The following is a 16,359-nucleotide window of genomic DNA, read 5'->3' on the forward strand; positions in this document are numbered from 1 at the left end:
GACGCAGCATCATGACCAACGTCACGACTCCCAACGGCTTCAAGCTCGACAATGCCGGCCGCCGCGTCGTCGTCGATCCGGTAACCCGGATCGAGGGGCACCTGCGCGTCGAGGTCAATGTCGACAGCAACAACGTCATCCGCAATGCGGTGTCGACCGGCACGATGTGGCGCGGCATCGAGGTGATCCTCAAGGGCCGCGATCCACGCGACGCCTGGGCGTTCACCCAGCGGATCTGCGGCGTCTGCACCGGCACTCACGCGCTCACGTCGGTGCGCGCGGTCGAGAACGCGCTGAAGATCAACGTGCCGGAGAACGCCAACACCATCCGCAACATCATGCAGCTCGCGCTGTATGTGCACGACCATCTGGTCCACTTCTATCATCTGCACGCGCTCGACTGGGTCGACGTGGTGTCGGCCTTGAAGGCCGATCCGAAAGCCACCTCTGCGCTGGCGCAGTCGATTTCGCCGTGGCCGATGTCGTCGCCGGGCTACTTCAAGGATCTGCAGATCCGCCTGACCAAGTTCGTCGAGAGCGGCCAGCTCGGCCCGTTCAAGAACGGTTATTGGGGCCATCCCGCCTACAAGCTGCCGCCGGAAGCCAATCTGATGGCGGTGGCGCACTATCTCGAAGCGCTCGATTTCCAGAAGGAGATCGTCAAGATCCACACCATCTACGGCGGCAAGAACCCGCATCCGAACTGGCTGGTCGGCGGCGTGCCGTGCTCAATCAACGTCGATGGCACCGGCGCGGTCGGCGCGATCAACATCGAGCGGCTCAATCTGGTGTCGTCGATCATCGACCAGACCGTCGCCTTCGTCGAGCAGGTCTACGTGCCCGATCTGGTGGCGATTGCCGGGTTCTATAAGGACTGGCTGTATGGCGGCGGGCTGTCGTCGAAGTCGGTGATGTCCTACGGCGATCTGCCAGAATACGCCAACGACTATTCCGACAAGAGCCTGATGCTGCCGCGCGGCGTGATCATCAACGGCAATCTGAACGAGGTGCTGCCGGTCGATCTGAGCGCGCCGGACCAGATCCAGGAATTCGTCACGCACTCGTGGTACAAGTACGCCGACGAGGGCAAGGGCCTGCATCCGTATGACGGCGTCACCGAGCCGAACTTCGTGCTCGGCCCCAACGCCAAGGGGACCCGCACCAACATCGAGGCGCTGGACGAGTCCGCCAAATACTCGTTCCTGAAGGCGCCGCGCTGGAAGGGCCACGCGGTCGAGGTCGGTCCGCTGGCGCGTTACATCATCGGCTACGCCCAGGGCAAGCCGGAGTTCAAGGAGCCGACCGAAAAGCTCCTGAAGACGCTCGACGTGCCGGTCACCGCGCTATTCTCGACGCTCGGCCGCACCGCGGCGCGCGGCCTCGAATGCCAGTGGGCGGCGCGCAAGCTGCGCGCGGCGCAGGACAAGCTGATGGCCAGCATCAAGGCCGGCGATCTGTCCACCGCCAACACCGACAAATGGCACCCGTCGAGCTGGCCGAAAGACGTCAAGGGCGTCGGCTTCACCGAGGCGCCGCGCGGCGCGCTGGCGCACTGGGTCAAGATCAAGGACACCCGGATCGACAACTATCAATGCGTGGTGCCGACCACCTGGAACGGCAGCCCGCGCGATCCGCAAGGCAACATCGGTGCGTTCGAGGCGGCGCTGCTCGACACTCCGATGGCCGATCCGAACCAACCGCTGGAAATCATCCGCACGCTGCATTCGTTCGATCCGTGCCTGGCCTGCTCGACCCACGTGATGAGCGAGGACGGTCAGGAAATGGCACAGGTCAAGGTCAGCTGACGCAGGGGAGGCGACGATGACCACGGAAATCGCACGGGTCCAGGGCGCCATCGACTCGGCCGGGGAACGCGCCCGGTCGTTGCAGACGGTCTATGTCTATCAGGCGCCGGTGCGGCTGTGGCACTGGGTCAACGCGCTGTTGATCGTGGCGCTGTGCGTCACCGGCTATCTGATCGGATCGCCGCCGCCTTCGGTGCCCGGTGAGGCAAGCGCCAGCTTCCAGATGGGCTACATCCGCTTCATCCACTTCGCGTCGGGCCAGACGCTGATCGTGTTCTTCATCCTGCGCGCCTACTGGGCGATCGTCGGCAACAAATACTCCAAGCAGCTGTTCTACATGCCGATCACCAGCCGGACCTGGTGGTGGGGTATGATCTACGAATTCAAATGGTACGCCTTCCTGGTGAAGGATCCGAAGAAGTACATCGGCCACAATCCGCTGGCGCACGTGGCGATGTTCACTTTCATGCTGTTCATGATCTTCATGATGTGCAGCGGCATGGCGCTGTATGCCGAAGGCCAGGGCATCGATAGCTGGCAGTACAAGATGTTCGGCTTCATGTTCTCGATCTTCCCGAACAGCCAGGATCTTCACACCGTGCATCATCTCGGAATGTGGGCGATCGTGGTATTCGTGATCGTGCACATCTACGCCGCGGTGCGCGAGGACATCCTCAGCCGCCAGAGCATGATCTCGTCGATCGTCTCCGGCGAACGCTTGTTCCGCGACGATCTGCCGGATTGAGGTTGGCTGAAGTGGGTTTCTCCCCATCATTGCGAGCGCAGCGAAGCAATCCAGACGTGCGATGCACCGAGCTGGATTGTTTCGTCGCTTCGCTTCTCGCATTGACGCATTGACCCGTGAGAACTCCATGACAGATGCGCCCCGCGTCCTGATCCTCGGTATCGGCAACATTCTGTGGGCCGACGAAGGCTTCGGCGTGCGTGCGGTCGAAGCGTTTCACCGCGCCTATGATGTGCCGGCCAACGTCACCGTGCTGGATGGCGGCACCCAGGGGCTGTACCTCGTCAACTTCCTGCAGGACCATGACCACCTGCTGGTGTTCGACGCCATCGATTACGGGCTCGAGCCCGGCACGCTGAAGCTGGTGCGCGGCGATGAAGTGCCGAAATTCACCGGCGCCAAAAAGATGAGCCTGCATCAGACCGGGTTTCAGGAGGTGCTGAGTGCCGCCGATCTGCTTGGCGCCGCGCCGCGCGAGCTGGCGTTGATCGGCTGTCAGCCGCTCGATCTGGAAGATTGGGGCGGAGCGCTGACCGAGCCGGTGCGCGGCCGTATCGCCGAGTCGCTGGCGATGGCCTGCGCGATTCTGGCCGAGTGGGGCGTGCCGGTGGCGCCGCGCGTCGAACCGTTGCCCGAAGGCGCCGCGCTGCTGGCCAATGATATCGACCACGACCATTACGAACGGCGCGAAGCCGCCGCATCTTCCACGATCTGAGCGAGGAAACCTCATGACCCATCTGCTCCGCGCCGGCACAGCCCTGATTGCGCTGCTCGGCCTGTCCGGCCTCGCCGAGGCCCACACCGGCGTTCACCTGATGGCGGCGGACGGTTTCGCCGCCGGCTTCGTGCATCCGTTCAGCGGCCTCGATCACCTGCTGGCGATGGTGGCGGTTGGCCTGTGGGCGTGGTCGCTCGGCGGTTCGGCGCGCTGGATCGTGCCGGTGAGCTTCGTGGCGCTGCTGGCCATTGGCGCGACGCTCGGCGTGTCCGGCGTCTCGCTGCCGGCGGTCGAGCCGATGATCGCGCTGTCGGTGATCGCGCTCGGCGTGCTGGTGGCGCTGTCGGTGCGGGTGCCGACGATCGCTGCTGCCGCGGCAGTGGCGCTGTTCGGCCTGTTTCATGGTTTCGCCCACGGCGCCGAGATGCCGGCGCTGGCGCAGCCGCTCGCCTATGGGACCGGCTTCGTCGTCGCCACCGCGCTGCTGCACGGTATCGGCCTCGCGCTCGGCGCGACGCTGCCGCGGTTTGCGCCGGCGCCGTCGCTCCGCCTTGCCGGAGGCGCGATCGCAGCGGCCGGTGTTGCGCTCGCTCTGCCGCTGTAATTACGGGCGAGATTGCTGCGATGTGCGTCGGCCTGCCGATGACGGTGATTTCGACCGAGGAAGGCACCGCGCTGTGCGTGCGCCGCGGCGAGCATCGCAGCGTCTCGACCATGCTGATCGGCGAGGTCGCCCCGGGTGATCAGCTTCTGGTGTTCATCGACAGCGCCATCCGCCGGCTCGATGCCGAAGAGGCGCGGCTGATCGACGATGCGCTGGACGGCGTCGCCGCCGCGCTGGAGGGCAAGCCGTTCGAGCATCTGTTCGCCGATCTGATCGATCGCGAGCCTGAGCTGCCCGAGCATCTGCGCCGCGACCCGCAGTAGTTGCGAACTGTTCGCGCATCAACGCGCGTCATCTACAAGTCTACTTCCCACCTGCCGGTTACTATGTTTCCATAGCCCCACCTCGGCAGCGGGCGATTGGTCAGAACCGATCGCAAAATGGTTAGTTTGCTGCCAATTCGAGGCGATTACCGGCTGGCACGTCGCTTGCTGAATTAGCGGCGGCGATAACAACAAGCGCCGGAACGGGAGTGGAGGAAACATGAGCGGTTCGCTCGCGCGCGCGGCTGCGCGGCCAAATACACCGACCTTGGTGGACGAAGCCAATGTCGACGACTTCATCGCCCGCTCCGGCAAGATCGTCGTGCTGTTTTTCCGCGGCGATGCCGCACGCTTTCCGGAAGCCGCGGACCTCGCGGTGGTGCTGCCTGAACTGATCAATGCGTTTCCGGGCCGGCTGGTCGCGGCTGAAGTCGTCGCCGAGGCCGAGCGCGGCCTGATGGCTAAGTTCGGCGTCGCGGTGTGTCCGAGCCTGGCGGTGGTGCAGCCGGGGCGCACGCTCGGCGTGATCGCCAAGATCCAGGATTGGTCCAGCTATCTGGCGCAGATCGGCGCGATGCTGGCCGAGGTCGATCAGCGCGGTGAAGCGGAGTTGCAGTTATGAGAGTGGGCTACTGGACCAAGCCGGATAGCGACGACATCGAAATGACGCTGCTGCCGATCGGCGCGGGCGATGCCGGGCGCTTCGGCGTCACCGGTGCCGGCGCGATTGCGGCCTTGGCGACCCGCGGCGGCGAGGAATTGACGCGGCAATGCCCGCTGCTCGCCGGCACGCTGACGCAGCTTGCCGAAGCACTCGCCGCCCAGCGCGTCGAAGCACTGACCACGCTGCTATCGATCGATCATCTGTCCGAGGCCGAACGCAGCCTGCTCGACGACATCCTCGGCGAAGGCGAGGTCTCCGGCATTGTCGCGCTGCCTGACCGCCGGGTCGCGCAGGTGCAGGAATCGGTGCTCGCCGGGCTGTGGCGGGTGCGGATCGAGGGCGACGCCGACGGACCGGCGCGCGATTATCTGGAGATCGGCTCGATCCCGGCGATCGTGAGCCGCGCCGCGCAGGATTTCCCCGCGCCCGACATCGAGATCACCGCGCCGCCGGCCGGGGCGATGAACGTGCAGCCGGTGCTGGCGGAGATCCGCGAGCGGATGGCGGCGCACCGGATCGGGCAGCCGTCGCATGTGATCAACTTCACGCTGCTGCCGATGAGCGAAGCCGACATGGATCACCTCGCGACGACGCTCGGCAATGGCGCGATCCAGCTATGGTCGCGCGGCTACGGCAGCTGCCGCGTGCTGGCGACCGGCGCGCGCTACGTCTGGTCGGTGCAGTTCCTCAACGCGATGGATGCGCCGATCCTCGACACCATCGAGATCGGTGACGTGCCGGCCGCGGTGCGGGCCGCCGATGAGGACTTCCAGGATTCTGCCGAACGCCTCGGCGAGATCATTGAGGCGTATTTCCGATGACCGAGTTCACCACGTCGCACGACAGCGAAACCGATCCGCGCACCCGGATGGAATGCGGCGTGTGCTGGACGGTGTACGACCCGGCCGAAGGCGATCCGCTCGGTCGCGCCGCGCCGGGTACGCCGTTCGCGGCGCTGCCGGACGACTGGTGCTGCCCGACCTGCGATGCTCCGCCGGTCAAATTCCTGAGGCTGGACGATGACCGCTGAGGCCGCAGCGCCCCGCGATGCCGAAGCGCGCGCCGCCGGCGAAGCGGTGGCGGCGATCTACCGCGCGGCGGTGCCGGCGATGCACGATCTGCCGGTGTTCAATCCCGCGCTCGATGTCGCGGCGATCGGCTTCCGCGCGCTGGACGACCATGCGTTCGGCGTGATCGTCACGCCCTGGTTCATGAATCTGGTCCGGCTGCCGCTCGATTCCGCCACTGCCGCCGAACGCCGCCAGGGCGAGGTGGTGACGCGCGTGCTGCCGGTCGGCGCGCTGGAGTTCACCGTGGGGCAACTCGACGGCATCGGCGGATTCGAAAGCTGCTCGCTGTTCTCGCCGATGTTCGGTTTCGCTGACCAGGCGGCGGCGGAAACGGCTGCCGCTGCCGCGCTCGCCGCGGTGCTCGAGCCCGAGCCGGCTGGCGATGAGACGTCGCCGTCTCGAGCTCCGGGCAAGATGGCGACCACGCTCGACCGCCGCGGCCTGCTGCGCGGCGCGTGGGTGGAGCGGCGGCCATGACCGCGGCGCCGGGCGAGGATCGCATCGAGGTCGGAATCGTCCGCCGTGGCGATCGCGTCGTTCGGCTCGACATCACGGCGCGACGGCCGATCGGCATCGGCCGGCTGGCCCAAGGCAAGTCGGGCGAGACGGTCGTCGCGCTGGTGCCGCGGCTGTTCGCGCTGTGCGCGTCGGCGCAGGGCGTTGCGGCGGCCCAAGCTCTCGCAGCGGCACGCGGCACCTCGCTCGCGCCAGCTATCGTTGCGGCGCAGGCCAGCTCGGTTCTGGTGGAGCGCATGATCGAGCTGTTGCGCGGCACCGTGCTGCTGCTCGGTGGTGCGGGAACGCCCGCCCTCACTCATCAGCTGCGCGATCTGATGATTGCCGCGCGGCCGAGTAATCCGGCCGCTCCGCACGACGACGACGCGATCACCCGCATCGCGCAAGGGCTTGAAGCACTCGGGCTGACGCCGGATTCGTTTGCGGATGTCGCCGCCTGCCGGCGCTGGCTCGGCTCGGATGCGCTGTTGGCTGAGCTCCACCGCCCGCTGGTGGCCGAGGCTGAATTCGGTGCGGCGGCGGTCGATCCGCTCACCGCGCCGGATGATGCCATGATCGGCGAGCGACTAATCGCGTTGGGGCCGTCCTTCGCGGTGCGTCCCGATCTGGCGGGCCGCGTGCCGGAGACCGGCGCCTTCGCCCGCAATGCGCATCACCCGGTGGTCGCCGCGTTCGGCTCAGGCCTGTTCGGCCGGCTGCTTGCGCGGCTGATCGAGATCGCCGCGACGCTCGAGCAACTACGCGCCGTACGGCACGGAGATGCGGACGCCGCTGCAGTCGTGCAGAGCATGAGACTGGGCGATGGCATCGGCCTCGCCGCCGTCGAATGCGCCCGCGGCCGGCTGTATCACCTGATGGCGCTCGACGCTGAAGGAGCGATCCGGCAGTTCGAGATCCTGGCTCCGACCGAGTGGAATTTCCATCCCGAGGGGCCGCTCGCCCGCGCGCTGGTCGGGACGAAGCTGCAAGCCAGCGAAGCCGATCGCCGCCGGGTCGAACGGCTGGTCGCGGCGTTCGATCCCTGCGTCGGCTTCGATGTTCGTTTCCGCGAGGCCGCCGATGCATGAGATGGCGCTGTGCGAGAGCATGATTGAAATCATCGAGCGCGAGGCGCGCGAGCAGCAGTTTTCGCGGGTGCGCGCGGTGTGGCTGGAGATCGGCGCGCTGGGGCATGTCGACCCGGAGGCGATGCGGTTCTGTTTCTCAGCGGTGGCGCATGGCGGCATCGCGGCCGATGCGCGGCTTGAAATCCTCGAAATGCCCGGCGCCGCCTGGTGCATGGACTGCGCCAAGACGGTGACGATCGCGCAGCGTGACGCGCCGTGCCCGGATTGCGGCGGCCATCACTTGCAGATCACCGCCGGCGAAGAATTGCGGATCAGGGAATTGGAGGTCGACTGATGTGTACGGTTTGCGGATGTGGCGATGCCAGTGCGGATCCGGGTCATGGTCACGACCATCCGCACGGCCATGGCCATTCTGACGGCGACGGCGACGGCCACGGACATCATCACCATCACCACGATCATGATCACGCGCATCCTCACACGCATGATCACGACCACGGCCATGATCATCACCACGATCACGGGCATGACCACGGTCACGTGCATGCGCCGGCTGGTGGCAGCATCGATTTTGGGGCCGGGCTCGCTGGCGTGCATATCCCCGGCCTGTCGCAGCCGCGGATTGTGCAGATCGAGCGCGATATCCTATCCAAGAACGACACGTACGCGGCGGAAAACCGAGCCAGGCTGGCGGCGAGCGGCACCCTCGCGCTCAACTTCGTCTCCAGCCCGGGCTCGGGCAAGACCTCGCTGCTGGTGAAGACGATCTCGGACCTGAAGGATCAGTATCCGATCGCGGTGGTCGAAGGCGATCAGCAGACCGCCAACGACGCCGAGCGAATTCGCGCCACCGGCGCGCCGGCGATCCAGATCAACACCGGCAAGGGTTGCCACCTCGACGCCCACATGGTCGGCCATGCGCTCGATCAATTGCCGCGCCAGGAGGGTGGGCTATTGTTCATCGAGAACGTCGGCAACCTCGTCTGTCCCGCCGGCTTCGATCTCGGCGAGGCGCACAAGGTGGTGGTGCTGTCGATCACCGAAGGTGAAGACAAGCCGCTGAAATATCCGCACATGTTCGCCGCCGCGAAGCTGCTGCTGCTGAACAAGATCGACCTGCTGCCGCATCTCGATTTCGATCTTGCCGCGACGATCGAATATGCGCGGCGCGTCAACCCGACCATCGAAGTGCTGACGGTCTCGGCGAAGACCGGCGAAGGCTTGGCCGCATTCTACGCCTGGATCGGCAAGCGCGCGGCCGCGGTCCGCGCCGCCGCCAACGCCGCCGAGTAGCGCGATGCAGCCGGCCACGCCGCTCACCGCTGCCGCCGAGCGCGCCCGCGCCCGCGTGCGCGTGCGCGGCGCGGTGCAGGGCGTCGGTTTCCGGCCGTTCGTGTACCATCTGGCGCAGCGCTACCAGCTCGGTGGCTTCGTCGCTAACGATGCGGAAGGCGTGCTGATCGAGGTCGAAGGTGCGGCGTTGCCGGAGTTCCTGGTCGCGCTCCGCTGTGAGGCGCCGCCGCTGGCGCGGGTCGATACGATCGAGACCGAGACGGTTCGGGCGCGCGGCGAGCGGGACTTCGGCATCGCGGAGAGCCGCGGCGGGGTGGTGACCACCCGGATCGGGGCGGATGCGGCGACCTGCGAAGCGTGCCTCGACGATCTGTTCGATCCGGCGAGCCGGTTTCATCTCTATCCGTTCGTCAACTGCACCCATTGCGGCCCGCGCTACACGCTGACGCGCGGCCTGCCGTACGACCGCGCCAACACCTCGATGGCCGGCTTCACGATGTGCGAGGATTGCCGCCGCGATTATCAGGATCCGCACAACCGCCGCTTTCACGCCGAGCCGATCGCGTGCCCGCGCTGCGGTCCGCAGCTCAGCCATCCGATCGAAGAGATCGTGGCGTGCTTGCGCGCTGGCCGGATCGTCGCACTGAAGAGCCTCGGCGGTTATCATCTGCTGTGTGACGCCACCAACGAAACCGCCGTCGCCGAGCTGCGCCGGCGCAAGGGCCGCGACGCCAAGCCGTTCGCCGTGATGGTTGCCTCCGAAGCTTCGCTCGATCGCATCGTCATCGCGACCGAGGCGGAGCGCGCGCTGGTGTCGTCGGTCGAGCGGCCGATCGTGCTGATGCGAGATCGCGGCGCACTGGCGCCGTCGGTCGCGCCCGCGTTGGATGCGGTCGGGGTAATGCTGCCCTATACGCCGCTGCATCATCTGATTTTCTATGCCGCAAGCGGCGCGCCGGCGGGGCGCGCATGGCAGCGTGCGCCGGTCGATCTGGTGCTGGTTGCGACCAGCGCCAATCTCGGCGGCGATCCGATCGTGACCGAGGATGCGCAGCGCCGGCTGACATCTGTCGCCGACCTGATCGTCAGCCATGATCGAGGCATCGTCGTGCGCGCCGATGATAGCGTTGCGCGGGTGGTCGACGGTGCACCGTCATTCATCCGCCGCGCACGCGGGTTCACGCCGCGGCCGATCACACTGCCGCGCGAGACGCCGCCGGTGCTGGCGGTTGGTGCTTACTTGAAAAACACCATCACGCTGACCCGCGGCCGCGAAGCGTTCGTGTCGCAGCATGTCGGCGATCTCGCGACCGCCGAAACCGTGCGGTTCTTTGAAGAGACGGTGAATCACCTCACCCGTCTCGTCGGCGTGAAGCCGGTCGCGATTGCGCATGATCTGCACGCCGACTTCGCCTCGACCCGTTTTGCCGAGAGCCTCGCCGCCGACCATTTGGCCCTGCCGCTGATTGCCGTGCAGCATCACCACGCCCATGTCGCCTCGATCGCCGCCGAGCACGGCATCGACGCGCCGCTGCTCGGTTTGGTGCTCGACGGTCACGGCCTCGGCAGCGACGGCGGCAATTGGGGAGGCGAGCTGCTCCGCGTCGACGGCGCGCGGTTCACGCGGCTGGGCCATCTGAAACCATTGGCGCTGCCGGGCGGCGATGCGGCGGCACGCGAGCCGTGGCGGATGGCGGCGGCTGCGTTGCACGCGCTGGGGCACGACGACGAGATCGCATCGCGCTTCGTTGATCACCCTCGCGCCGCTGCGCTGGCCGCGATGCTCGCTAATCACGGCTGCGCCACCACCACCAGCGCCGGCCGGCTGTTCGATGCCGCCGCCGGCCTGCTCGGCGTCTGCGCCGTGCAAAGCTACGAAGGCCAGGCGGCCATGCAGCTCGAAGCGCTGGTGCAAATCCCGCGCGTGCTGGGCGGCGGCTGGGAGATCGGCGCCGGCACGCTCGATCTCTCGCCGCTGCTCGCCCATCTGGCAACATCGCCGACCGATCCGCGAGACGGCGCCGAACTGTTTCACGGCACGCTCGCGGCCGCGCTGGCCGAGTGGGCCGTGCAGGCCGCGGAGCAGAGCGGACTCACCACTATCGCGCTCGGCGGCGGCTGTTTCCTCAATCGCGTGCTGAGCGAAGATCTGGCGGCGCGGCTGCGGGCGCGAGGGCTGACGCCGCTGCTCGCCCGGCAGGTGCCGCCGAACGATGGCGGTCTCAGCCTTGGTCAGGCCTGGATCGTCGGACAACATCTCACTGCCAGCAAGGAGCCGCACTGATGTGTCTCGCCATTCCGGCCGAAGTGGTCGAGCTGCTGCCCGAGCAGATGGCGCGGGTGTCGCTCGACGGCGTGAGCAAGGTGGTGTCGGTCGCGCTGGTCGAAGGCGTGACGGTCGGCGACTACGTCGTGGTGCATGTCGGCTTCGCGCTGACCCGGATCGACCCGGACGAGGCTAAACAGACGCTGGCGCTGCTCGCGGAGATGAGCCAATCGGCGGAGGCGGCGCGATGAAATACGTGGACGAGTATCGCGACGGCAAGATGGCGCGGCAGATCGCGGCGGCAATCGCGCAGGCGGCCGATCCGTCGCGCAGCTATCACTTCATGGAGTTCTGCGGCGGCCATACCCACGCGATCTCGCGCTACGGCCTGGAAGATCTGCTGCCGCCGAACGTCCGGATGGTGCACGGCCCCGGCTGTCCGGTCTGCGTGCTCCCGGTCGGACGGATCGACATGGCGATCCGGCTCGCGCAACGCCCGGAGGTGACGCTGTGCACCTATGGCGATCTGATGCGGGTGCCCGGCTCGCACGGCACCTCGCTGCTGCGCGCCAAGGCGGCCGGCGCCGACATCCGGATGGTGTATTCGACGCTGGATGCGGTCGCGATCGCCGAGGCGGAGCCGACCCGCGAGGTGGTGTTTTTCGCCATCGGTTTCGAAACCACGACGCCGCCGACCGCGCTGGCGATCAAGCTTGCGGCCGCCAAGCGGCTGAGCAATTTCAGCGTGTTCTGCAATCACGTGCTGACGCCGCCGGCGATCCGCGGCATCCTCGAACATCCCGATCTCGACGGCCAGCCGGGGCCACGCCTCGACGGCTTCATCGGTCCCGCGCATGTCAGCGCGGTGATCGGTGCCGATGCTTTTGCCGAGTTCGCGCGTGATTTTGCCAAGCCGGTTGTGGTCGCCGGGTTTGAGCCGCTCGATGTGATGCAGTCGATCCTGATGCTGGTGCAGCAGGTGAACGACGGTCGCCATGTCGTCGAGAACCAGTACATCCGCGCGGTGACGCCGGAGGGCAACCGCATCGCGCAGGCCGAAGTGGCGGCGATCTTCGAGCTGCGCGACAGCTTCGAATGGCGCGGTTTCGGCCGCGTGCCGGCGAGCGGCCTTCGTCTGCGCGAGGCTTATGCGGCCTTCGACGCCGAGGTCCGCTTCGCGATGGCGGAGATCTCCGCCGCCGACAATCCGGCCTGCGACTGCGGCGCGATCCTGCGCGGCATCAAGCGTCCGACCGATTGCAAGCTGTTCGGCACGCTATGCACGCCGGAGACGCCGATGGGATCGTGCATGGTGTCGTCGGAAGGCGCCTGCGCGGCGCATTGGACCTATGGTCGCTTCCGCGACCACGCACGGAGGGCGGTGGCATGAGCGATCGGATCAGGCGGCGCAAGCTCGATCTCGCCCACGGCCGCGTCGACCTCTCGCACGGGGCCGGCGGCCGCGCGATGGCGCATCTGATCGGCGAGATCTTTCACGCCGCCTTCGACAATCCGATGCTGCGCGCCGGCAACGACCAGGCGGCGTTCGAGGTCGCGGCTGGGCGGATGGTGATGACCACCGACGGCTATGTGGTGTCGCCACTGTTCTTCCCTGGCGGCGACATCGGCTCGCTCGCCGTGCACGGCACCATCAACGATGTCGCGATGGCTGGCGCGAGGCCGCTGTATCTGTCAGCCGGCTTCATCATCGAGGAGGGCTTTGCGTTCGCCGACCTCAAGCGGATCGCCGACAGCATGGCGGCAGCCTCGCGCGCAGCCGGCGTGCCGATCGTCACCGGCGACACCAAGGTGGTGGAGCGTGGCAAGGCCGATGGCGTGTTCATCACCACCACTGGCGTCGGCATCGCGCCGCGCGACCTGGTGTTGTCCGCCGACCAAGCCCGGCCGGGCGACAAGGTGTTATTGTCGGGCTTCATCGGCGACCACGGCGTGGCGGTGATGTCGCAGCGGCAGAACCTCGCGTTCGAGACGTCAATCCAGTCCGATAGCGCCGCGCTGCACGAGCTGGTCGCCGCAATGGTGGCGGCTGCACCGCAGGGCCTGCGGGTGATGCGCGATCCGACCCGCGGCGGGCTCGCTGCGACCCTGAACGAATTGGCGCAGCAATCCGCAGTCGGCTTCCGGCTCGATGAGGATGCAGTGCCGGTGCGGCCCGAAGTGGTGGCGGCGTGCGAACTGCTCGGGCTCGATCCGCTTTACGTCGCCAACGAGGGCAAGCTGGTGGCGGTTGCGGCGCCCGAAGCGGCCGATGCGCTGCTCGCCGCGATGCGGGCGCATCCGCTCGGGCGCGATGCCGCGATTATCGGCGAGGTGATCGAGGACGATCATCATTTTGTGCAGATGACCACGGCGTTCGGCGGCGGCCGGATCGTCGATTGGCTGGCCGGCGAGCAGTTGCCGCGGATTTGTTGATGGTGTTTGGTTCAATTCGTTGCGTGACGGGACGACGGGGATGAGTGGACAGGCGACAGTGCTGGTGGTCGACGACGAGATCCGGTCGCTCGAATCGCTGAAACGGGTGCTGTGCGACGAGTTCGAAGTGATCTGCGCGCGCGATGCCGGTGAGGCGCGGCGGGTGCTGGAAAGCGAGATCGTTCACGCCATCCTGTGCGACCAGCGGATGCAGTACGAGACCGGCGTCGACTTCCTCAAGGACGTTCGCAAGACCTGGCCCGACCCGGTGCGGATGATCATCTCCGGCTATTCCGACAGCGAAGACATCATCGCCGGCATTAACGAAGCCGGGATCTATCAGTACATCGCCAAGCCTTGGCACCCGGACCGGCTGCTCGACATCGTCCGCGGCGCGGTGCAGCTATTCATGCTGCAAAAGGAAACCGAGACGGCCGGCATCGACATCAAGCTGACGCCGGAGCGGGCGCAGCGCGTCGTCACCGAAAAGCGCGGCGCCGCCCGCAAACTGTACGAATTCGATCGCATCGTGCATGCGCCGGACAGTCCGCTGAGCGAGGTTATCGAGCTCGGCAAGCGCGCTGCGGAGTTCGACATCTCGGTGCTGATCACCGGCGAGAGCGGCACCGGCAAGGAATTGCTGGCGCGAGCGATCCATTACGGCTCGGCCCGAGCCGGCAAGGCGTTCGTGGTCGAGAACTGCGGCGCGCTACCGGACGAACTGCTCGAAAGTGAACTGTTCGGCTGCAAGAAGGGCGCGTTCACCGGCGCGTATCAGGACCGTATCGGTCTGTTTGAAGTGGCCGATGGCGGCACGATTTTTCTCGACGAGATCGGCGAGACTTCGCCGGCATTTCAGGTCAAGCTGCTGCGCGTGCTGCAGGAGAGCGAGATCCGTCCGCTCGGCGCGCAGCGGGTCCGCAAAGTCGACGTCCGCGTCGTCGCGGCGACCAACCGCGATCTGGAAGCCGAAGTGCGGGCCGGTCGTTTCCGGCGCGATCTGTACTACCGGCTTGCGGCGTTCCCACTGCATATGCCGGCGCTGCGTGAGCGGCCGATGGATATTCCGCTGATCGCCGCCAAGGTGCTGGCCGACGTCGCCAAGTCGTACGGCCGCAACGTTGGAGGCTTCGCGCCGGCGGCCCTCAACCGGATGCGGCACTACGACTGGCCGGGCAACGTGCGCGAACTGCAGAACGAAATCCAGCGCATGGTGGTGCTGGCGACCGAGGATCGGCTGCAGGAAGGCGATCTGTCGCCGCGGGTGCGGCAGGGCGGCGAGCCGATCCAGCTCAAGCCGGTGCGCAACGGCTGCGCGACGCTGAAGACTAACATCGAAGCGCTGGAGCGGCACATGATCTCTGAGGCGCTCGATCGCCATGGCGGCAATATCAGTCGCGTTGCCGGCGAGCTCGGGCTGTCCCGGGTCGGGCTGCGCAACAAGCTCGGCCGCTACGATCTGCGCAAGGGCCTTGCCGATGAGGTCTGATCGCGGCGGTCGCGAGAGTCTGATCGACCGGGTCGGTTCGCAACTGCCGTCGCCATTTGCCGGCGACCAGGAGGCGGCGTGGATCGAAGTGATCCGCAAAATGGACGAGGTCTACGCCGACCTGCTGCGCTACGAGACCGATCTGGAAGAGAAGAACGCGGCGCTGGAGGAGGCGCAGGCATTCATCTCCAGCGTGATCGAGTCGGTGTCGGACATTCTGATCGTCTGCGATCGCCACGGCAGCATCCTGCAGGTCAATCCGGCGGCGGTGCGGCTGCTCGGCGACAGTGCCGGCACGCTGCTGCATCGGTCGCTTACCGATCTCGTCGATCCCGCTGATCGCGGCCGGATCGACGCGCTGTTGCAGGCGCAGTGTCCGAGCGAAATCAGCAATCTCGAAATCCGCTTCGTCACCGAGCGCGGGCTGTCCGATCTCTATGCGATCAACGGCGCCACCCGCTGCGATCCGGCGGGGCACCGGCTCGGCGCGGTACTGACTGGGCGGCCGATCGGCGAGCTGCGCCGCGCCTACGAGGCGCTGCATGCCGCGCACAGCGAGCTGCAGCACGCGCAGCGCCAACTGGTCGAGCAGGAGAAGATGGCGAGCCTCGGCCGCCTGGTCGCTGGCGTTGCGCACGAACTTAACAATCCGATCAGCTTCATCTACGGCAACATCCATACGCTCGATCGTTATCGTGATCGGATGTCGGCGTATCTCGGCGCGATCCATCGCGGCGCCGAACCTGGCGAGATCGAACGGCTGCGCCGCGACTTGAAGATCGACGCGCTGCTGGCCGACTACGGCTCGCTGATCGAAGGCACGCTCGAAGGCGCGATGCGGGTCGCCGACGTCGTCAAGAACCTGCGGCGGCTCAGCTTCCCGAAGAGCGGCGAGAGTCTGCGCGTCGATGTCGATCGCGTGGTGCGCACCGCGGTGCGTTGGGCGGCGCGCGCCAAGCCGCATCACGTCGACTTCGCCTTCGATATCGCGCCGGAGCTGCAAATCCTGGGCAATGAAGGCCAGTTCCACCAGATTATCGTCAATCTGATCGACAACGCGCTCGACGCAGTACGCGGCCAAGCGGCGCCGCGGATCGAGATCGCCGCGCGCCGCGACAGCGACCAGATCGTCATCACCATCTCGGATAACGGAGCCGGTTTGCCCGACGGGCTGATCGACAAGATCTTCGAGCCGTTCTTCACCACCAAGCCGGTCGGTGAAGGTACTGGGCTCGGCTTGTGGATCAGTTACGGCATCGCGCGCGAACACGGCGGCACGCTGGCGGCGGCGAACCGCAGCGGGGGCGGAGCGGTCTTCACCCTGATGCTACCTGCGCCGTGAGCTGCTTGATGGAACCGATGAGTT

Annotated in this window: 18 protein-coding genes; all 18 read left to right on the forward strand. The window is 66.7% G+C overall.

The window, feature by feature from the left end; all coding sequences use genetic code 11:
- Positions 1–11 precede the first annotated feature (11 nt).
- The 18 genes from DY467_RS13120 (at position 12) to DY467_RS13205 (ending at position 16,335) form a co-directional block, all read left to right on the forward strand.
- Positions 12–1,805 carry a nickel-dependent hydrogenase large subunit gene (locus DY467_RS13120; protein WP_011156496.1) on the forward strand — a complete coding sequence of 598 codons (1,794 nt, stop codon included), beginning with the start codon at positions 12–14 and terminating at the stop codon, positions 1,803–1,805.
- A gap of 16 nt (positions 1,806–1,821) precedes the next feature.
- Positions 1,822–2,550 carry a Ni/Fe-hydrogenase, b-type cytochrome subunit gene (gene cybH / locus DY467_RS13125; RefSeq protein WP_107343138.1) on the forward strand — a complete coding sequence of 243 codons (729 nt, stop codon included), beginning with the start codon at positions 1,822–1,824 and terminating at the stop codon, positions 2,548–2,550.
- A 127-nt stretch (positions 2,551–2,677) separates the two neighbouring features.
- Positions 2,678–3,265: a HyaD/HybD family hydrogenase maturation endopeptidase gene (locus DY467_RS13130; RefSeq protein ID WP_164636542.1), complete on the forward strand. Its 588-nt coding sequence runs from the start codon at positions 2,678–2,680 to the stop codon at positions 3,263–3,265.
- A 13-nt stretch (positions 3,266–3,278) separates the two neighbouring features.
- The gene (locus DY467_RS13135; RefSeq protein ID WP_164636544.1) at positions 3,279–3,872 is read left to right on the forward strand and encodes a HupE/UreJ family protein; all 594 of its coding nucleotides are present in this window, start codon (positions 3,279–3,281) and stop codon (positions 3,870–3,872) included.
- A gap of 20 nt (positions 3,873–3,892) precedes the next feature.
- Positions 3,893–4,195: a HypC/HybG/HupF family hydrogenase formation chaperone gene (locus DY467_RS13140; protein WP_107343140.1), complete on the forward strand. Its 303-nt coding sequence runs from the start codon at positions 3,893–3,895 to the stop codon at positions 4,193–4,195.
- Between the two features lie 220 nt (positions 4,196–4,415).
- A complete protein-coding gene (locus DY467_RS13145) occupies positions 4,416–4,817 on the forward strand; it encodes a thioredoxin domain-containing protein (RefSeq protein ID WP_164636546.1) in 402 nt (133 codons plus the stop codon).
- Entirely contained in the window at positions 4,814–5,680 is an 867-nt protein-coding gene (locus DY467_RS13150; protein WP_164636548.1) for a hydrogenase expression/formation protein, read from the forward strand. The genes DY467_RS13145 and DY467_RS13150 overlap by 4 nt, the downstream gene beginning before the upstream one ends.
- Positions 5,677–5,889: a rubredoxin gene (locus DY467_RS13155; RefSeq protein ID WP_164636550.1), complete on the forward strand. Its 213-nt coding sequence runs from the start codon at positions 5,677–5,679 to the stop codon at positions 5,887–5,889. Before DY467_RS13150 ends, DY467_RS13155 begins: the two co-directional genes overlap by 4 nt.
- Positions 5,879–6,406 (forward strand): [NiFe]-hydrogenase assembly chaperone HybE, encoded by a 528-nt coding sequence (hybE, locus tag DY467_RS13160; RefSeq protein ID WP_164636552.1) that lies wholly within the window; start codon positions 5,879–5,881, stop codon positions 6,404–6,406. Before DY467_RS13155 ends, hybE begins: the two co-directional genes overlap by 11 nt.
- Positions 6,403–7,512: a nickel-dependent hydrogenase large subunit gene (locus tag DY467_RS13165; protein WP_164636553.1), complete on the forward strand. Its 1,110-nt coding sequence runs from the start codon at positions 6,403–6,405 to the stop codon at positions 7,510–7,512. The genes hybE and DY467_RS13165 overlap by 4 nt, the downstream gene beginning before the upstream one ends.
- Positions 7,505–7,846 carry a hydrogenase maturation nickel metallochaperone HypA gene (gene hypA / locus DY467_RS13170; RefSeq protein WP_011156506.1) on the forward strand — a complete coding sequence of 114 codons (342 nt, stop codon included), beginning with the start codon at positions 7,505–7,507 and terminating at the stop codon, positions 7,844–7,846. The genes DY467_RS13165 and hypA overlap by 8 nt, the downstream gene beginning before the upstream one ends.
- Positions 7,846–8,805, forward strand: a complete 960-nt coding sequence (gene hypB, locus DY467_RS13175) for a hydrogenase nickel incorporation protein HypB (RefSeq protein WP_164636555.1) — start codon at positions 7,846–7,848, stop codon at positions 8,803–8,805. The genes hypA and hypB overlap by 1 nt, the downstream gene beginning before the upstream one ends.
- Before the next feature lie 4 nt (positions 8,806–8,809).
- The gene (gene hypF / locus DY467_RS13180) at positions 8,810–11,089 is read left to right on the forward strand and encodes a carbamoyltransferase HypF (protein WP_164636557.1); all 2,280 of its coding nucleotides are present in this window, start codon (positions 8,810–8,812) and stop codon (positions 11,087–11,089) included.
- On the forward strand, positions 11,089–11,322 hold the full coding sequence (locus DY467_RS13185) for a HypC/HybG/HupF family hydrogenase formation chaperone (RefSeq protein WP_164636559.1): 234 nt from the start codon (positions 11,089–11,091) through the stop codon (positions 11,320–11,322). Before hypF ends, DY467_RS13185 begins: the two co-directional genes overlap by 1 nt.
- A complete protein-coding gene (hypD, locus tag DY467_RS13190) occupies positions 11,319–12,461 on the forward strand; it encodes a hydrogenase formation protein HypD (RefSeq protein WP_164636561.1) in 1,143 nt (380 codons plus the stop codon). The genes DY467_RS13185 and hypD overlap by 4 nt, the downstream gene beginning before the upstream one ends.
- On the forward strand, positions 12,458–13,504 hold the full coding sequence (gene hypE, locus DY467_RS13195) for a hydrogenase expression/formation protein HypE (RefSeq protein ID WP_164636562.1): 1,047 nt from the start codon (positions 12,458–12,460) through the stop codon (positions 13,502–13,504). The genes hypD and hypE overlap by 4 nt, the downstream gene beginning before the upstream one ends.
- A gap of 40 nt (positions 13,505–13,544) precedes the next feature.
- The gene (locus tag DY467_RS13200) at positions 13,545–14,993 is read left to right on the forward strand and encodes a sigma-54-dependent transcriptional regulator (protein WP_164636563.1); all 1,449 of its coding nucleotides are present in this window, start codon (positions 13,545–13,547) and stop codon (positions 14,991–14,993) included.
- On the forward strand, positions 14,983–16,335 hold the full coding sequence (locus DY467_RS13205) for a sensor histidine kinase (RefSeq protein WP_164636564.1): 1,353 nt from the start codon (positions 14,983–14,985) through the stop codon (positions 16,333–16,335). The genes DY467_RS13200 and DY467_RS13205 overlap by 11 nt, the downstream gene beginning before the upstream one ends.
- Positions 16,336–16,359 lie beyond the last annotated feature (24 nt).

Source organism: Rhodopseudomonas sp. BR0G17, assembly GCF_010907025.1.
GTDB lineage: Bacteria > Pseudomonadota > Alphaproteobacteria > Rhizobiales > Xanthobacteraceae > Rhodopseudomonas > Rhodopseudomonas palustris_H.

Excerpts from the sequence above, each read along its gene's own strand:
- hypF (WP_164636557.1), top strand. The coding sequence starts at position 8,810 with ATGCAGCCGGCCACGCCGCTCACCGCTGCCGCCGAGCGCGCCCGCGCC.
- hybE (WP_164636552.1), top strand. The coding sequence starts at position 5,879 with ATGACCGCTGAGGCCGCAGCGCCCCGCGATGCCGAAGCGCGCGCCGCC.
- DY467_RS13120 (WP_011156496.1), top strand. The coding sequence starts at position 12 with ATGACCAACGTCACGACTCCCAACGGCTTCAAGCTCGACAATGCCGGC.
- DY467_RS13135 (WP_164636544.1), top strand. The coding sequence starts at position 3,279 with ATGACCCATCTGCTCCGCGCCGGCACAGCCCTGATTGCGCTGCTCGGC.
- DY467_RS13130 (WP_164636542.1), top strand. The coding sequence starts at position 2,678 with ATGACAGATGCGCCCCGCGTCCTGATCCTCGGTATCGGCAACATTCTG.
- DY467_RS13150 (WP_164636548.1), top strand. The coding sequence starts at position 4,814 with ATGAGAGTGGGCTACTGGACCAAGCCGGATAGCGACGACATCGAAATG.
- DY467_RS13140 (WP_107343140.1), top strand. The coding sequence starts at position 3,893 with ATGTGCGTCGGCCTGCCGATGACGGTGATTTCGACCGAGGAAGGCACC.
- DY467_RS13200 (WP_164636563.1), top strand. The coding sequence starts at position 13,545 with ATGAGTGGACAGGCGACAGTGCTGGTGGTCGACGACGAGATCCGGTCG.
- DY467_RS13165 (WP_164636553.1), top strand. The coding sequence starts at position 6,403 with ATGACCGCGGCGCCGGGCGAGGATCGCATCGAGGTCGGAATCGTCCGC.
- DY467_RS13155 (WP_164636550.1), top strand. The coding sequence starts at position 5,677 with ATGACCGAGTTCACCACGTCGCACGACAGCGAAACCGATCCGCGCACC.
- DY467_RS13185 (WP_164636559.1), top strand. The coding sequence starts at position 11,089 with ATGTGTCTCGCCATTCCGGCCGAAGTGGTCGAGCTGCTGCCCGAGCAG.
- DY467_RS13145 (WP_164636546.1), top strand. The coding sequence starts at position 4,416 with ATGAGCGGTTCGCTCGCGCGCGCGGCTGCGCGGCCAAATACACCGACC.
- DY467_RS13205 (WP_164636564.1), top strand. The coding sequence starts at position 14,983 with ATGAGGTCTGATCGCGGCGGTCGCGAGAGTCTGATCGACCGGGTCGGT.
- cybH (WP_107343138.1), top strand. The coding sequence starts at position 1,822 with ATGACCACGGAAATCGCACGGGTCCAGGGCGCCATCGACTCGGCCGGG.
- hypB (WP_164636555.1), top strand. The coding sequence starts at position 7,846 with ATGTGTACGGTTTGCGGATGTGGCGATGCCAGTGCGGATCCGGGTCAT.
- hypE (WP_164636562.1), top strand. The coding sequence starts at position 12,458 with ATGAGCGATCGGATCAGGCGGCGCAAGCTCGATCTCGCCCACGGCCGC.
- hypA (WP_011156506.1), top strand. The coding sequence starts at position 7,505 with ATGCATGAGATGGCGCTGTGCGAGAGCATGATTGAAATCATCGAGCGC.
- hypD (WP_164636561.1), top strand. The coding sequence starts at position 11,319 with ATGAAATACGTGGACGAGTATCGCGACGGCAAGATGGCGCGGCAGATC.